The 15,930-nt window shown below is 59.1% G+C and carries 13 protein-coding genes; 4 read left to right on the top strand and 9 right to left on the bottom strand.

The features are described 5' to 3' along the window. Positions 1–122: 122 nt before the first annotated feature. Entirely contained in the window at positions 123–914 is a 792-nt protein-coding gene (gene istB / locus INS80_RS03575) for an IS21-like element helper ATPase IstB (protein WP_050687164.1), read from the bottom strand. Next, positions 904–2,433 carry an IS21 family transposase gene (gene istA / locus INS80_RS03570; RefSeq protein WP_192964303.1) on the bottom strand — a complete coding sequence of 510 codons (1,530 nt, stop codon included), beginning with the start codon at positions 2,431–2,433 and terminating at the stop codon, positions 904–906. The genes istB and istA overlap by 11 nt, the downstream gene beginning before the upstream one ends. A 123-nt stretch (positions 2,434–2,556) precedes the next feature. On the opposite strand from istA, the gene INS80_RS03565 reads away from it, so the two are divergent. From INS80_RS03565 to INS80_RS03555, 3 genes are all read left to right on the top strand, one after another. Then, positions 2,557–3,567, top strand: a complete 1,011-nt coding sequence (locus tag INS80_RS03565) for a FecCD family ABC transporter permease (protein WP_369411362.1) — start codon at positions 2,557–2,559, stop codon at positions 3,565–3,567. A gap of 288 nt (positions 3,568–3,855) precedes the next feature. Beyond that, the gene (locus INS80_RS03560) at positions 3,856–4,272 is read left to right on the top strand and encodes a universal stress protein (protein ID WP_192964302.1); all 417 of its coding nucleotides are present in this window, start codon (positions 3,856–3,858) and stop codon (positions 4,270–4,272) included. 42 nt (positions 4,273–4,314) lie between these two features. Next, the gene (locus tag INS80_RS03555; RefSeq protein WP_192964301.1) at positions 4,315–5,979 is read left to right on the top strand and encodes a BCCT family transporter; all 1,665 of its coding nucleotides are present in this window, start codon (positions 4,315–4,317) and stop codon (positions 5,977–5,979) included. Positions 5,980–6,075: 96 nt separating this feature from the next. Here INS80_RS03555 and INS80_RS03550 read toward each other — a convergent pair whose 3' ends face one another. Next, positions 6,076–7,752, bottom strand: a complete 1,677-nt coding sequence (locus INS80_RS03550; RefSeq protein WP_192964300.1) for an alpha/beta hydrolase — start codon at positions 7,750–7,752, stop codon at positions 6,076–6,078. A gap of 368 nt (positions 7,753–8,120) precedes the next feature. Here INS80_RS03550 and INS80_RS03545 point away from each other — a divergent pair, with 368 nt between their 5' ends. Next, positions 8,121–9,065 (top strand): alpha/beta hydrolase, encoded by a 945-nt coding sequence (locus tag INS80_RS03545; RefSeq protein ID WP_226892547.1) that lies wholly within the window; start codon positions 8,121–8,123, stop codon positions 9,063–9,065. Positions 9,066–9,676: 611 nt separating this feature from the next. On the opposite strand, the gene INS80_RS03540 is transcribed toward INS80_RS03545, so the two are convergent. The 6 genes from INS80_RS03540 to INS80_RS03515 form a co-directional block, all read right to left on the bottom strand. Further along, positions 9,677–10,624: an acetamidase/formamidase family protein gene (locus INS80_RS03540; RefSeq protein ID WP_192964298.1), complete on the bottom strand. Its 948-nt coding sequence runs from the start codon at positions 10,622–10,624 to the stop codon at positions 9,677–9,679. A gap of 38 nt (positions 10,625–10,662) precedes the next feature. After that, a complete protein-coding gene (locus INS80_RS03535; protein WP_192964297.1) occupies positions 10,663–11,403 on the bottom strand; it encodes a FadR/GntR family transcriptional regulator in 741 nt (246 codons plus the stop codon). A gap of 92 nt (positions 11,404–11,495) precedes the next feature. Beyond that, positions 11,496–12,242: a DUF1028 domain-containing protein gene (locus INS80_RS03530; RefSeq protein WP_192964296.1), complete on the bottom strand. Its 747-nt coding sequence runs from the start codon at positions 12,240–12,242 to the stop codon at positions 11,496–11,498. Further along, complete coding sequence (locus INS80_RS03525) at positions 12,239–14,029, bottom strand: gamma-glutamyltransferase family protein (RefSeq protein ID WP_192964295.1); 1,791 nt, start codon at positions 14,027–14,029, stop codon at positions 12,239–12,241. The genes INS80_RS03530 and INS80_RS03525 overlap by 4 nt, the downstream gene beginning before the upstream one ends. An 18-nt stretch (positions 14,030–14,047) precedes the next feature. Beyond that, entirely contained in the window at positions 14,048–14,929 is an 882-nt protein-coding gene (locus tag INS80_RS03520; protein WP_192964294.1) for an ABC transporter permease, read from the bottom strand. A 1-nt stretch (position 14,930) separates the two neighbouring features. Further along, positions 14,931–15,875 carry an ABC transporter permease gene (locus INS80_RS03515; protein ID WP_192964293.1) on the bottom strand — a complete coding sequence of 315 codons (945 nt, stop codon included), beginning with the start codon at positions 15,873–15,875 and terminating at the stop codon, positions 14,931–14,933. Between the last annotated feature and the right edge of the window lie 55 nt (positions 15,876–15,930).

Genomic DNA, 15,930 nt, shown 5'->3' with positions numbered 1-15,930 from the left:
ACGTCTCCCGGCTCCCCTTTCAGGGTTACTTCAAGGCGGGCGCGGCAGTCTGTTGATTGTCACTGAGAACTGACCCGGTATTTTCACCGAGATTTGACCCACCCTCAGTTATGCGTCGTGGTTTATGACGCGGTCAATGTTTTGGCCTCCTTTCGTGTTTTTTTTGCAGCCTCAGCGCTGGCCTTGAAGCGGTAGCTGTCGTTTCCGGTTTCGAGGATGTGGCAGCGGTGAGTCAGCCTATCGAGGAGCGCGGTTGTCATCTTTGCATCCCCGAAGACCTGCGCCCATTCTGAGAAGCTGAGGTTTGTGGTGATGATGACGCTGGTGCGCTCGTAGAGCTTGCTGAGCAGATGGAAGAGCAGCGCCCCGCCAGATGAACTGAACGGCAGGTAGCCGAGTTCGTCCAAGATGACCAAGTCGACCTTCGTCAGCATCTCAGCCAGTTTCCCTGCCTTACCAAGCGCCTTCTCCTGCTCCAGCGCGTTGACCAATTCCACGGTCGAGAAGAAGCGCACCTTACGCCGGTGATGTTCGATGGCTTGGACGCCGATTGCTGTGGCTGTGTGGCTCTTGCCCGTTCCGGGACCGCCGATCAAAACGACATTCTCGGCCGCTTCGATAAACTCGCATCGGTGTAGCTGCCGCACTGTCGCTTCGTTGATCTCACTCGATGCAAAGTCGAAGCCCGTCAGATCCTTGTATGCGGGGAAGCGGGCGACCTTCGTGTGGTAGGCGATGGACCGTACCTCGCGTTCGGCGATCTCGGCCTTGAGCAGCTGTGACAGCATTGGTGTGGCAGCTTCGAACGCTGGCGCGCCCTGGGCGACCAAGTCTTCAATCGCATTTGCCATGCCATAGAGCTTAAGACTGCGCAGCATGATGACGATAGAGGCTCCTGCTGGGTCATGACGCATGGCGCTTCTCCTCAGTCTGTCGCAACCCGTCATAGCGACCGACGTTGGCCACTGGCGTTGTCTGCAATGCCAGTGCGTCCGGCGGATCGACCTCGGGGTGATCTGTCGGTCTGCGGTCGATCAATCGATGCAACAGGTTCAGGATGTGCGTCTTGGTGGGGACGCCTGCTTCAAGTGCCAGCTCCACTGCACACAAAACGTCCTCTTCGTTGTGCTGAAGGACCAAAGACAGAATGTCGACCATCTCTCGGTCACCGCCTTCTTTACGCAGCATGTGATCCTGCAATTGACGGAAGGCATCCGGCATCTCCGTGAACGGCGCACCATTCCGAAGTGCGCCCGGTTTGCGTTGGATAACAGCGAGATAGTGGCGCCAGTCATAGATGACCTTGCCGGGCTTGCGATGAGACCGCTCGATGATCCGCGCATGCTTGCAAACCGTTTGCCCTTCAGCGACCACGATCAGCCGTTCGGGATAGACATGCAAACTGACACGGCGGTTCGCAAAGCTGGCGGGAACGCTGTAGCGATTGCGTTCGAAAGTGATCAGGCATGTGGGTGACACACGCTTACTGTGTTCGATAAAGCCATCGAATGCCGGCGGCAGTGCCATCAGCGTAGGCTTCTCGGCCTCCCACACGTCAGCGATGGACCCCGGCAAAGCCTTGTGCGGCGTCTCTGTCCAAAGGGCGATACAGCGATCTTCAAGCCATTGGTTCAGCTCTGCCAGATCGGCGCAGACCGGCATGACCTGCCACATGCGGTTGCGCGCATCCTGCACGTTCTTCTCAACCTGGCCTTTCTCCCAATCGGCCGCCGGATTGCAGAACTCGGGCTCAAACACGTAGTGGCTGGCCATAGCCTTGAAGCGTGCATTGACGTCCCGCTGCTTGCCTTTGCCCACACGATCAACGGCGGTCTTCATATTGTCATAGATCCCGCGACCAGGCACACCGCCGAACACGCGGAATGCATGCCAGTGGGCGTCAAACAGCATCTCGTGCGTTTGCAGCGGGTAGGCCCGCACCAAGAAAGCGCGGCTGTGCGATAGCTTGATATGAGCGACCTGAAGTTTGACGCGCTCACCGCCGATGTTGGCCCAGTCCTCGCTCCAATCGAATTGGAAGGCTTCGCCGGGCGCGAACACCAAAGGCACGTAGGTGCCGCGCCCCGTCGTCTGTTCCGCTCGATGCCGATCTTCACGCCATGCCCGGGCGAAAGCTGCCACGCGTTCATAGGAACCATTATATCCCAGCTTCACAAGATCAGCATGCATTTGCTTCACTGTCCGCCGCTCTTTGCGTGACTTCCGCGTCTGGATTAAAAGCCAGGCTGACAGCCGATCCGCGTAGGGGTCCAGCTTGCTTGGACGCTTGGGCGTCTTGAACTGCGGTTCCACCGCACCTTCACGCAGATACTTCTTGATCGTGTTCCGAGACAAACCCGTCCGCCGGGCAATCTCCCTGATTGGCATTTTGTCACGCAATGCCCAGCGTCGAATGACACTCAAAAATCCCATGTCGATCACTCCTAATCCCCCCAACCAAAACCGTCGGGGAAGTGTGTTCACATGGGTCAATTCTCAGTGACAATTTATAGGGCTACCGGGTCAGTTCTCAGTGACAATCAACACTGTTCTAACGTGGGCAGATTTCGCCTCACGCTGATGGGAGGGGCGGCCTTGCTGGTCGCCCTCATCCTGCTGTCCGTGCTTTATGGCACGACCGCCATTCCTCTGGCGGAGGTTTTTGCCGCAATACCCTCTGGACTTGGCTGGACAGAATCGGAGCCGACCCCGATGGGGCGCATCATCTTTGATCTGCGGCTGCCGCGTGCTCTGTTCTCTGCGATCATTGGGGCTGGCCTCGGAATCGTTGGTGTGGTTCTACAGACCACGACTCGCAATGATCTTGCAGATCCTTTCCTGTTTGGCCTGTCCTCTGGCGCTGCCGCCGGCGCGGTTCTTGTTATCACCGTGACCGGTGATGTGCTGGGCATCTGGACCCTGCCTCTCGCGGCCTTCTGCGGCGGCATCGTGGCCTCCGCAATCGTGCTGATGCTGGTACGGCGCCTTCGCACCAGTGCCCCCGAAAAGCTGATTTTGGCGGGGCTGGCCGTCTCTTTCCTGTTCGCGGCCATAACCAATTACCTGATCTTCGCCGGAGACAGCCGCGCGGCCCATTCTGTAATCTTCTGGATGCTTGGCGGGCTGGGCCTGTCACGCTGGCAAACCTTTCCGCTGGTCCTCGCCGGCCTCAGCATGATCTTTGCTTATGCGCTCTACCGTCGTCGCTGGCTGGACGCGTTGCTTGCCGGAGATGTAACAGCCATCAGTCTCGGCGTGCCTGCCCACCGGTTGCGCATGATGATGTTTTTCGTGTCGGCTCTTGCGACCGCAACATTCGTCTCCGTGGCGGGGGTGATCGGGTTCGTCGGGCTGATGGTGCCCCATTTGGCGCGCGGATTGGTAGGCCCGCTGCACACGCACCTCTTGCCAACTGCGGCCCTGATCGGGGCCATACTTCTGACGGCTTCTGACATCCTGTCCCGTCTGCTCCTTGCGCCGCAGGAGCTTCCTGTCGGTGTGGTCACGACATCTCTGGGCGCATTTTTTGTTTTTGCTCTGCTCCTTGGCAAACATGCGCGACACTGACAGAGAAAACACGCCGCTTTCCAGTTTCGCGGCCGGTTCATATTAGGCCAATGCCTGTCGTTGCTGAGCCCTGCTGAAAGCCTCACCGCGTAGCACGAAGCCTCGCGGCGAAGTCATCGAGGGCGCTGAAGTCCTGCGCATGCAGGCGACTTGTTTGCTTTTGCCAACTGTCTGGGACTACCCTCGGTCCACCGATCGTACAGCGCTCGGTCCTGCACATGAAGCGAGTTTGTGTGGCTCATCCGTGTTGGAAAGCACATCGCTGCCCACGCTCTCTAAGGAGGGAATATGTTTAAACGAATAATGGCGCCGGTCGATCTGGCTCATGTCGAGCGGCTCGCTGCCGCGCTCGACTGCGCGGCGGATCTGGCAAAACACTATGGCGTACCGATTGTATATGTGGGGGTCACCTCGCCGGCTCCCGGCAAATTGGCCCATAACCCGCAAGAGTTTGCCCAAAAGCTTGATGCTTTTGCCACGTCAGAGGCTGCCAGGCACAACATCGAAGCACTGTCGCATACCGCGATCGCACACGACCCCACGACCGAGATCGACGATGCGCTGATGCGAGCCATCGGTGAAACCGGCGCTGACCTCGTCGTCATGGCGAGCCACGTACCCAATGTTATCGACTACATCTGGCCGTCAAACGGCGGAAAACTTGCTGAGCGTGCAAAATGCTCAGTCATGGTCGTGCGGGCGTGACGCGCCGCACCGAACTTCAAAAATGACAGGGGGAGTCTAATGATGTCCGATAACACCGACATAGACGAAACCACAGGGATACCGGCGCCCGAGGGCGCTTCGGAACTTATCGACACCGATTACGAAATCGGTCAGGACAATATCGAAACGCAGATCGGGCCGGTCGGCCTCGACATTCACAATCCGGTTTTTCTGATTTCGGGTCTGAGTGTAGTGGTTTTCGTGATCTATGCGCTGCTTGCCCCGCAGCAAGCGGCCGATTTCTTTGGTTGGTTGCGCCCGACACTGACATCAACATTTGACGGGTTCTTCCTGTCGGCCGCGAATATCTTTGTTCTATTCTGCCTTGTTCTTGTCGTTTCGCCCTACGGTTCGGTCCGTTTGGGCGGCGCTGAGGCGACACCGGATTACGGTTATGCGGGCTGGTTCGCGATGCTCTTTGCTGCCGGTATGGGTATCGGGCTTATGTTCTTTGGCGTCCTGGAACCGGCCTATTACTTTGGCACCCCTTGGGGGGATGAACCATTGGGGGCTGTGCGCCCGTTCACCGAAGATGGTGCCCTGATACCGGAGAATGTGGATGCCGCCCGGCGAATGGCGCTTGCGGCGACCTCCTATCACTGGGCGCTGCATCCTTGGGCGATCTACGCGATCGTCGCACTTGCCCTTGCACTTTTCAGCTACAACAAGGGGCTGCCGCTTTCGATCCGTTCGGCCTTTTACCCGATCCTCGGGGAACGTGTCTGGGGTTGGTGGGGTCACACGATCGATATCGTTGCGGTCTTTGCGACACTCTTCGGACTTGCGACCTCGCTGGGTCTGGGGGCACAACAGGCGAATGCAGGTCTGGAGTATGTCTACGGCATCCCGAGCAACGTAACCGTTCAGGTCATCCTTATCATTGGCATCACGGCTGTTGCGCTGGTATCTGTGCTGCGGGGTCTTGATGGCGGGGTGAAGGTCCTGTCCGAGATCAATATGATCGTGGCCATCGCGCTGCTGCTCTTTGTGCTATTCACAGCCGGCGCAGTTGGGATCTTTGTCGATTTCGGCAAGACGCTTGCGGCCTATGCGCAGGAGTTGATCCCGCTCTCCAACCCCTTTGGCCGCGAGGATGATGGCTATCGCGAAGGCTGGACTGCGTTCTACTGGGCGTGGTGGATTTCCTGGTCGCCTTTCGTCGGCATGTTCATCGCTCGTGTGTCGCGTGGCCGCACTGTCCGCGAGTTCATCACCTGCGTGCTAATCATACCATCTGTGGTCTGCATCTTCTGGATGGCCGTTTTTGGTGGCACCGCAATCAACGACATGATCGCAAATGTCGATGCCAGCGCGGTGAAGGCCAATGTGATCGACGCCTACAAACCGGAATTGTCCTTGTTTGCAATGCTGGATGGGCTTCCTCTGGCCGCGATTACGTCAACCGTCGGTATCGTGCTGGTGATTGTTTTCTTCGTCACATCCTCGGACTCCGGCAGCCTTGTGATCGACACGATCACCGCCGGTGGCAAAATCGATGCGCCGGTGCCACAGCGCGTATTCTGGTGCACCTTTGAGGGCCTGGTGGCCATCGTACTGCTGATCGGCGGCGGGCTCGGCTCGTTGCAGGCGATGGTCATATCAACCGGCTTGCCTTTCACCGTTGTACTGCTGGTGATGTGTTGGTGCATCTTCAAAGGTCTGATGCAAGAGCATAAGCATATCTGAAATTCTAGCCAGGAACGGGCGCGGTGTCGGGCCCGTTCCATACATTCTAAACCCACTCCTTATTTAAGCCAGATGAGGTGCGGTGTTGCGTGTCGATCAGCGCTGGCTGTTGGCGCAGCCCATTTGGTATCCCAAGTTGCAATGCGCTTTCAGTTGCTCCGTGTCTTGCGGTGACCATCCTTCAGGGGCGGTCACCTCAACCCAGGGCGCGATATAGTCCTGTGCATGATAGGCATGTCCGTGGCCGGGCGGCGCACCGAAGGACAATGCAAGATCGAGCGCCAGTTGAAATTGTGTCACAATCGGGATGAAAACGAGGTCGTCTGACACGTCCGCGGCCGGCGGATCGTTCATCCAGGGTGGTGCGCGCCACAGCGAATAAGGATCGTAAAAGACGACCGGATCGCTGGAGTACTGCAAGAACATGATCCGCATGGCACCCCAGTCTGACGCAGCCTTGGAACCATTAGCCGTGTGTGACGCGTAGCGGATCAAGGACCCGTCTCCGATGGTCGGCTGAACCCAGGGTGAGCCGGGAGTGCGGCGTTTTTGAACGTAGTTCCAGAAGTCGGACGAGAAGGGCGGTCCGGCCCAAAACGCTCCGTCGATGGGATCGTCGAGCAATCGGAACATATTCGTCGCGTGCATCGAGGACCAGGCTCCGAGGCTGAGTCCGTTGACGTAAAAGCGGGGTCGGTCATCACTGGGCAGTGTCTTCCAGTAGCCATGAACAACGTCCTGCAATGCGGTTGCCTGCTCCAGTCCGGTGTTTGTCTCAAGGATCAGGGCGAGGGGGGACTGAAGATAGGAATACTGCGCGACGACTGTCGCGATGTCCCCGCCGTGCATGTATTCGACAGGGTCCTGCAGACCAGGATCAATCCAGCCTGTGCCTGTAGGGCTTGCGACAATGAGAACCTCGCGTTCGAAGGCCCCTTGCCGGATCAGCTCTGCCAGTGCGAGTTCCGCCCGTTCGCGCGGAGTATCGCCATTGGCACGCCCGACATAGACGCGGATCGGGTCCAATGCGGGCTTTCCGGTGAAGGCCGTGATGTCTTGCGCGTCGGGGCCCGAGGTCACGAATTCACGGCCGTATTTGCCCATCGCTGTCCAGTCGATCAGCGAGGTCGCGCTCCCTGTCATACGGGCGGTGGTCGGTCGCGCGGGGGCGTCCTGAAACAACTCCTGCGCAGCTTCATAGCTTTCGTCGAGGCCGGTCACTACGCGGTCAAAGATCCCGTCGCGGGAGACGATAAACAGTATCAATATCACCGCAACAACGCCAAGAACATTTGCGCGCCGTGGGGGCATGATGCGATAGAACCGCGCTCTGATCAGGCGGAACAGCGAAGCGACAAGTCGGCCCATAGCGAAGGCCACTGCGAAGGTCGCAATGGCAAGCGGCAGGAGTGTCGCGAGATGGAGCGCATCCGCGGGCTCCATGCCCATCTTTTGCCGTATGTCATTCTGCCAGCTGAGACTGGAGCCAAAGACCCAGAAATAGAATGCAAAGAGCGGGATCGAGATCAGCGCAACCAGCACCTTTGCAGGGCGTCCCGACAGGCGCGGCAGATCGGCCGCCTGCCAGCCTAGCGCGATAATCTGCCCGATCAGGTATCCGATCGCGGTGACCAACCCTCCGAGTATGCCTTGCAGGTCCGGGCCACGGGGGAGCAGTGACGGGGTCAGAGAGGCCGCAAAGAACAACAGACCAAGCAGAAGGCAGGGGACGGAGACTGGGCCGATTGTTTTTGCCAAGTACCGATTGATCATTCTATCCTCAAATTTCCTGAACTAGCTGTGTGAAACGTGGTCTTGGATCCGGCTGCGCGACACCGCCAAGGGTGTGCATGCCTCGCTTTGCTCTTTGCTCCGGACCGGTGTGAGCCGCATTTTTTTGCAGTCTTCGCAATGTTGTACTGCGGTGCAACCCATTTCATTGCCTGACGGAAAGATGCATAGTCCATTCATGCAACCCGCAGCGCGTGCATTTGTGCAGCGTCGACCGTTCACGGATTGAAACACCAGGTATGAAAATCACACTATTCGCTCTTGTCCGCTCTGTTGGCATGTTCCTCGTTCTATTCGCTTCGATATGCGCACTCCCCATGCCTTCCGCGGCGCAAACGGAGGCTCGGGCCATGGAGTTTCCCTATGTCACCTTGCGAAACAGAACAGGCTCGGCTGAGTCGGGTGAAACCTATGGTGATGAAAGGAGCGACCTCAAGGCAGGGCATTGCGAGGTTGGCAAAGTTGACCTCGGCGTTCTGTCCCCTCTTGCTGAGGTAACACCGGCATTCATGCGCGAAGAATTGCTACGCGTAAAGAATGTCCGGGAAATGGAGCCCGCCGCCGTTCTTGACGGGCTTGAGGCGAGTGCGGGAGCGCGTGGCCCAGCGATCTACGTTCACGGCTATTATATCAGCTTTGAGAAAGGCTGCCGACGCGCGGCGCTTTTACAGCAGAACGCAGAGCTGGAGGGGCGGTTCCTTTGGTTCAGTTGGCCCTCGGATGGATCTGCTGCCTTCTATACCCATGACGAGGCAGACCTTTACTGGAGCGTACCCGATCTGGCTGACACGATCATCAAGCTGGAACAGCGTTTTGGAACAATGAATGTTGATGTGGTCGGGCACAGTCTTGGTGCGCGTGGCGTGGTGCTGGCGCTCTACGAGGTTGCCAGCAGGCAGCCCGATATCCGGCTGGGGCATGTCGTGCTCCTGGCCCCGGATATGGATTTCGACATTTTCGCCCGAATGCTGCCCCGCATCGAACCCATCGTGGACAGCCTTACCGTCTATGTCGCGTCCGGTGACAAACCGCTTGCCCTTTCCAGGCAGGTTCATGGGTATCCTAGGCTTGGCGAAGCGGGAAATGATGTTTCCAGGATCAAGGGCGTAGAGGTGATCGATCTCAGTGATCTGCCGGGCAATAGCCCGACCGGGCACCTTTATCACATCTACAGTCCTGATGTTGGCGCAGATCTGCAGCAGCTCCTGAACGAAGGAAAGCTGGCGGGCGAGCGTAGTGGCCTGGTGGCGCAGAGCGACAACCTGTGGACGTTCAGCCTGGTCGCGCAGGATTAAATCCTGCCTCGGAGGGGCCAGCACCTATTTCTTGGCCCATCAAGGCAACCTGATCCCGGCAGCCCAGCAACACCCGAGGGTCGCGTCAATGATACGTAACACTCGTATCCCGCTGAGCTGCAAGCCAGCTGACCAGGGAACAGGATTCACGGCCCTTGGTTAGGCGTTTGGCTAGTCGCTCGGGAGATGTCGCGTCGATGAAGCCGTTTGTCCCAATGTGATCGTCCATCCCCAAATCCGAAATCGCAGGACAAGGATCAGTTGCCGAGGACCCTGTTGCGGTTGGTGATGTGCTTGATTTGGAAAAACGGCTAGGTGCCTGGCCGCTGTGCAGAGTAAATTCCCGGGCGGTTGTGACCGCTGCCCGGCTCATATTTCACAAAGATGCTGACGACCGGGGATCATATCCGCCCCTATTTTTTCGCCCTCTGCAGCCAACCCCGTCACCATCGTGTGGTGTGCGTTGTCACTTCTGGAGTATTGTTTCAGCATGCGCCATCGGGAATCCGCAAGGAAGGATAGATCAGGCAGGTTCATTCGCCGATTGTTGAGGCCTCATATTTGCGGACGCCCCAAGTCAATACGGTCGCCCCTTGGCTGTCACATAGAACTTAATGATCCGAGGCGCGTACCAGTTGTGCCTTTGGCATCATCATGTGCACGCCTTTCTCACGATTGACCGTCTGGGTAATACGAAGATCGCCAGCTAGGCTGCACAGCATATAGGCTTCTTCCCTGCTGATGCCGAGACGGGCGCATGCTACTGTGATCATTTGACGAAGGGCCATTTCAGCGCAGACATCCAAGGAGGGATGCATCCCCATGGTGATATAGTGCGTAGGTGTTTCGGCCTGGGGGTAGTCCAAAGCGATATCCCGGCGCAGGGTCAGCCGAAAACGGCCCTGCAAGGCGGTCTCGATAGCCGTGATGCAGACCTCGCCATCGCCCTGTGCCGCATGGCCGTCGCCACACGAAAACAGCGCGCCCTCAGTGTAGACCGGCAGATAAAGGGTGCTGCCCGCCGTGAGTTCCTTGTTGTCGATGTTGCCGCCGTGGCTGCGGGGCTCGATTGTCGAGATACGCCCCCACTCCGGCGGCGGTGCAACCCCCATCACGCCAAAGAAAGGGTTGAGCGGCAACGCCTTGCCCCAGGGCAATTGCGCCACCTGACGTGTCGCGTCGAGCGGCAGAATGGTCTTTACCCGGTTTGGAAACTCCAGCGGCAGGGTTCCCGCTAGGGGGCGGACCATGTTGTAGCCCCAATCCTGTCGCAGCTGAATGTCAAGAACATCGACCTGAAGCACATCGCCGGGCATCGCCCCTTCTACGGCCACAGGTCCGGTCAGAATGTGCCCCGGCATCCCCGGCAGCCCGGCGGCGTGGATGTCGAGCAGCTCGCTCGGCACGTGGAAACTGCCACCCGGTAGCATGTCCGGCCCGCCAGAGACCGTATTGATCACCACCTCCTCGCCACTGTTTATAGTCATGGCGGGTGGGTGTTGCGCGTCGAAAAAACCCCAGTGGCAGGTCTCCGGGGAGGCGTTGAGTTCATGGAGCATACTCGGGTTGTCCTTATTGCATCTGTTCAAGGCGCCAGCTATTTGCCGTTGTCCAGATCGATCAGCTCTGTTTCCCAGCTGCTGTCGGATGGGCCCATTTCATCTCTTAGCGCATCAAACCGCGTTGTCAGGTGGTCCCGCATGGCCGTGCGTGCGAGGTCAGGGTCACCTGCCGCAATCGCTTCGATAATGGTGATGTGCTCGCAGTTGGACACTTCCAGCGATGGTTCGCTTCGGGCCCTGGCCCGGATCCGGATCCAGTCGGGGTTTTCACGTATCTTGTCCAGCAGGGCAAAGGCCGTCAGCAAGGGGCGGTTGCGGGCGCATTGCGCGATCAGGCGGTGAAACGCGCCATCCCAAAGTTCGATCGCTTCGGGGCCGCTCGATTCAAACTGGCGCTGCGCAAGCCTGCGCAGTCGGGCAAGCTCATCCGGGCCCATGCGGCGGGCGCAGAGGGCGGCGAGCTCCGGCTCGATGCACAGACGCGCCTCCATCACTTGAAGCGCATTGGTTTCTCCGGCGATCTTGGCCGCCAGGTCTGCCGTTGGGTCTGCAGGCTGTCCGGCGAAGGTGCCTTTGCCCTGTTTGCGCCAGACAAGTCCCTGCTGTTCAAGGCTGTCGAGGGCCAGACGAACAGACCTGCGACTGACATCGAAATTCTCGGAAAGAACCCGCTCGGTCGGCAATTTTCCGTCAGCGGGAAGGCTGCCTGATTTAATCAGCTCAAGAACCTTCTGTTTGATGGGTTCTATGGGTGCGGAACGAAGTGAAGACGACATGTTTGGGATATTACTCGTGTGGATCTTGTGATCACGCGCAAAAATGCCATGAGGTGGATGCAGCGCGCCATGAGGGATACGCGCTGCGGGCATCACTTGTCCACCGCTTTAGATCGGCTGGCTCGCCCTTCCGCGATGCGTTTTGCCTCCGCATCTGCGATGTCAGCATCTATTCCTTCGCGTGTGGGAAATCCCGAGAAATTGGTGCGTCCGGGCATGCCTCTGGCAAAATGCACGTAGCGTTCCTGCGCGACATCCCAAAGACGGGCCAATTCCTCCAGTGGGTCGCTGTGGTCGTCAGCACGAATGTCCAGCCAGGCGTGATCTTCGCCCCGGTGAATGATCAGGCCCGCTGCCTGGCGGCCGCGTTTGTCGCCCCCCGCGGCCTCGCCAGCTCGCATGGCGGTGATGAGCCGCTCGGCAAAGGGCAGGTTGGCGTGCTTTTGATAGGCCTCAGAGGTGGCTTCGATTACCTGCGGCCCAGTCAGCATGTTTCCCGCAACTGAGTGATCATCTGCAATCAGATGCCCGGCCCAGTTCACGCAGTCGCAGCCTGTGTGCGCAGCAAAACGACCTTGCGCATCCATCATATGAGCCTGACGTATGGCTTGCCCCTGATCGCGGGCGACGAAATCGGCCAGCACATCTTGGGCGGATTCACCGGCTGCCAGACGTGCGCGCCCCTCGGTGCCCCATACCGGATTGCAGAACGCCTGCGAGGCGACGGCCACGGTCGGCCCTACGAATGGGACCGCCGCGCCGCAGGCAAAGAAACGGGAGGCCACAATCAAACCGATTGCTCCATCCGCAGGATCGCGGGCTATCACGGACCAGGTCATCGGCCCACCGCGTAGGCTTGCATCAGACGGGGGGTTGCTGCGGCGCGCAGCATCCCGTCCGGCTCGCGCAGGGCTGCGGTCAGACGCCCCACGGTCCAGGGATCGGCCACCACGACATTGTGCCCGCGGTCACGCAGCTCGCCTATCACTGCTTCGCCAAAGGCTGGTTCGACCATCATTTCGGCGGGGCGCACTTCACGCGGGAAGAAGGAACCCTGGAAATGCATCGAATGGAACAGGGGAGCATCCATACATTGCTGAAGTTCCATGCCCCAATGAACAAAGCGCAGGAACCAGATCAACTGCCACTGATCCTGCTGATCGCCGCCCGGTGTGCCAAACACCAGCTGGGTGCCGTCTTTTTCGGCCAGGCTGGGAGTCAGCGTAGTGCGGGGTCTGCGTCCCGGCGCCAGCGAAGTTGGCAGGCCCTCTTCAAGCCAGAACATCTGCGCCCTCGAATTCAGGGGAAAGCCAAGACCGGGGATCACCGGAGAGCTTTGCAGCCAGCCCCCGGACGGTGTTGCGGCCACCATGTTACCCCAGCGGTCGATCACATCAAGATGCACGGTGTCGCCCCGCTTTTCGGTCAGGTGCGACATGGTCGGCTCTTGCGCTGCAACCGGCCCAACGTTGAAGTCGCGCGCAGAACGTTCAATGTAAGCGTCGGCCAGATGCTCGAACCCCGGCACCCGCCCCGGGCGTTGCTCGGTCGAGGCCTGGTCCGTGATCAGCTTGCGGCGCTCGCTGTTGTATTCCTCGCTCAACAGATAATCCATCGGGATCTCGCTTTGAGCGGGATCGCCGTAATAGGCTTCGCGGTCGGCGTAGGCCAGCTTCATCGCTTCGGTCACGGTGTGCACGAACTCCACGCCAAAGGGGTCCATCGCACCCAGATCAAACCCTTTGAGGATCGCAAGACCCTGTAGCATGACGGGCCCTTGGCTCCAGGCATGGGTCTTATGAACGGTCCAGCCTTCGTATTCGTAGCTCAGAGGAGCTTCATAGGTGGCGCGCCATGACTTCAGATCCTCGGGTGCAAGCACGGCGCTGTGTTTCTTGTCCGACACATCCATGACATATGCGTCCTGCAGGTAGTCGAAGATGGCGTCGGCGACGAACCCCTCGCGCCATTCATGACGTGCGGCGTCGATCTGCTGTTCACGGTTATCGCCTGCGGTCTCTGCAAGCTCGACAAGGCGTTGATAGGTATCGGCCAGATCCGGGTTCTTGAACAGTGCATTGGGTTCGGGCGCCTGGCCGCCCGGTGTCCAGACGGCGGCAGAGCTGGGCCATTCATCGGCAAAGTAGTCGGCGAGTCCCGCGATGGTGTTTGCCACACGGGGCAAGACGGGGTGTCCGTCACGCGCATAGGAAATCGTAGGGGCCATCACCTCGCGCAGGCTGAGCGATCCGTGATCACGCAGCATCAGCATCCAACCGTCAAAAGCACCCGGCACCACTGTGGCCAGCAGGCCTGAACCGGGTATCAGGGTCAGGCCCTGCGCTTTATAGTACTCAATTGTGGCCGCTGCAGGGGCAGGGCCTTGCGCGCACAGCACTTCCGTCTTGCCGGTCTTGGCTGAGTGGAAGATGGCCGGCATATCGCCGCCGGGACCATTCAGATGCGGCTCGACCACCTGCAGTGTCAGCCCCGTTGCCACTGCTGCATCAAAGGCATTCCCTCCCTTTTCCAGAATGCTCATGCCTACGGTCGAGGCAATCCAGTGGGTCGAGGTCACGGCCCCGAAGGTGCCACGGATCTCGGGCCGTGTAGTGAAGTCGGACATAAAAGTCTCCGTGTTGAGTTAATGTTCGCGGGGGTCCAGCGCATCGCGCAGACCGTCGCCGAGAAGGTTGAAACCGAGGACGACCAGGAAGATGGAGATACCTGGCCAGAGCGCCATCCAGGGCGCCTGGTTGAGAAAGTTCTTGGCCGTATTCAGCATGGATCCCCAGCTTGGTGCCGGTGCCTGCTGGCCTAGTCCGAGGAAGGAAAGAGAGGCCTCTGCGATGATCGCGGTGGCAATCGTCAGCGTTGCCTGAACCAGGATCGGCGGCAGAACATTGGGCAGGATATAGCGCCGCAGGATCTTGGGTGTGGGCAATCCGATCGCAAGGGCGCTGTCGACGTAATCCTCGGACCGCACGTTCAGAACTTGCCCACGTGTCAGGCGGATGAAGATCGGCGTTGCCGAGATGCCGATGGCGATCATGGCATTGGTCAGGGACGGGCCGAGAAAGGCCGCCAGTGCGATGGCGAGGATCAAGAAGGGTGCGGCCAACAGCGCCTCGGTGCAGCGCGAGATAACGGCATCGATCCAGCCGCCGAAATACCCAGCAAGAATGCCCAGTGGCACGCCGAGCGCCAGTGCGATGCCGACCGAGACCACGCCCGCCAGCAATGAGGCCTGCGCCCCCCAGACAAGGCGGGACAGGACGTCGCGACCAATCTCATCCGTCCCCATCCAATGGGCCGCGGAGGGCGCTTTGCGCACTGCGCCCCAATCTGTTGCTGCCGGATCCGGGATCGGCAAGATCGGCGCCAGGATCGCGATCAGGATAAAGAAGACGACGAGGATGCCACCAAGAAGGGCACTGCGATGCGCGCGGAACTTTTTCCAGACGCGGTTTTCAGAAGCGCCGCCCAGTGTGGCATCGGCAGAGACAGGGGCTGAGGCATCGTTCATGTCATTGCCCTCTCAGACGCGGGTTGAGGATGAAGTAAAGGACGTCGGCCAGGAGGTTCATCAGGATGAAGCCGACCGCTGTCACGAGAACAATGCCCTGCACCACGGCGTAGTCGCGGTTGAACACGGCATCGACGACCATTTTGCCAAAGCCCGGGATGGTAAAGATCTGTTCAGTCAGAACCGCTCCGGCCACCAATTCTCCGAACAATAGGGCGGTTAGGGTCACGATCGGGGTCAGTGCATTGCGAAAGGCATGTTTCAGGACCACGCGGCGCTCGCTCAGGCCCTTGGCGCGGGCGGTGCGCACATAGTCAGCGCTCAGCACGCCCAGCATGGCCGAGCGCGTGTGACGCATCATCGTTGCGGCAAGCGCCGTTCCCAAAACGAAAGAGGGCATGAGCATGGTTCGTATGGACTGCCCGAAGTCTTCGGAGAGGGGCACGTATCCGGAAGCAGGCAGAAGCTGCCATTTAACGGAGACCAGCAGGATTAGCATGATCCCGAGCCAGAAATTCGGGATCGACAAGCCCGAGAGGGCGACCACGTTCGCCACGTAGTCGGTCAGCGTGCCCTTGCGATAGGCCGACAAAATGCCGGCAGGCACCCCGATCACAAGAGCGAAGATCATGGACATCGCCGCAAGTTGCAGAGTAACGGGCAGTTTTTGCAGCATCAGTTCGGTCACCGGCTGATTGGTGCGAAGGGAAATACCCAAGTCGCCCTGCAAGGCGTTGGTGATCCAGGTGAAATACTGCACATGGATAGGATCGTTCAGTCGGTACTTCTCTCGCAGAAGTTCCAGTACTGCCGGGTCACGCTCTTCCCCTGCGAGTACCAGCAGAGGGTCCCCGGGCAAGAGTTTTTGCAGCGCGAAGACAAAGATTGAGATCAGAATGATCGTCGGCACCGCAATCAAAATGCGGCGCATAAGGAACAAGAGCATTGGCGAAAACCTGGTTTCTTGGGGAACCTCGTCCGAGCCGGGACTGAGACGGAGG

Origin of the sequence: Phycobacter azelaicus (genome assembly GCF_014884385.1) — a bacterium.
Classification (GTDB): domain Bacteria; phylum Pseudomonadota; class Alphaproteobacteria; order Rhodobacterales; family Rhodobacteraceae; genus Phycobacter; species Phycobacter azelaicus.
This window is presented reverse-complemented; position numbering and strand designations above follow the sequence as displayed.

Bases quoted from the DNA above. Each gene is read 5' to 3' on its own strand.
- istB (WP_050687164.1), bottom strand. From the start codon at position 914: ATGCGTCATGACCCAGCAGGAGCCTCTATCGTCATCATGCTGCGCAGT.
- istA (WP_192964303.1), bottom strand. From the start codon at position 2,433: ATGGGATTTTTGAGTGTCATTCGACGCTGGGCATTGCGTGACAAAATG.
- INS80_RS03560 (WP_192964302.1), top strand. From the start codon at position 3,856: ATGTTTAAACGAATAATGGCGCCGGTCGATCTGGCTCATGTCGAGCGG.
- INS80_RS03555 (WP_192964301.1), top strand. From the start codon at position 4,315: ATGTCCGATAACACCGACATAGACGAAACCACAGGGATACCGGCGCCC.
- INS80_RS03550 (WP_192964300.1), bottom strand. From the start codon at position 7,752: ATGATCAATCGGTACTTGGCAAAAACAATCGGCCCAGTCTCCGTCCCC.
- INS80_RS03545 (WP_226892547.1), top strand. From the start codon at position 8,121: ATGGAGTTTCCCTATGTCACCTTGCGAAACAGAACAGGCTCGGCTGAG.
- INS80_RS03540 (WP_192964298.1), bottom strand. From the start codon at position 10,624: ATGCTCCATGAACTCAACGCCTCCCCGGAGACCTGCCACTGGGGTTTT.
- INS80_RS03535 (WP_192964297.1), bottom strand. From the start codon at position 11,403: ATGTCGTCTTCACTTCGTTCCGCACCCATAGAACCCATCAAACAGAAG.
- INS80_RS03530 (WP_192964296.1), bottom strand. From the start codon at position 12,242: ATGACCTGGTCCGTGATAGCCCGCGATCCTGCGGATGGAGCAATCGGT.
- INS80_RS03525 (WP_192964295.1), bottom strand. From the start codon at position 14,029: ATGTCCGACTTCACTACACGGCCCGAGATCCGTGGCACCTTCGGGGCC.
- INS80_RS03520 (WP_192964294.1), bottom strand. From the start codon at position 14,929: ATGAACGATGCCTCAGCCCCTGTCTCTGCCGATGCCACACTGGGCGGC.
- INS80_RS03515 (WP_192964293.1), bottom strand. From the start codon at position 15,875: ATGCTCTTGTTCCTTATGCGCCGCATTTTGATTGCGGTGCCGACGATC.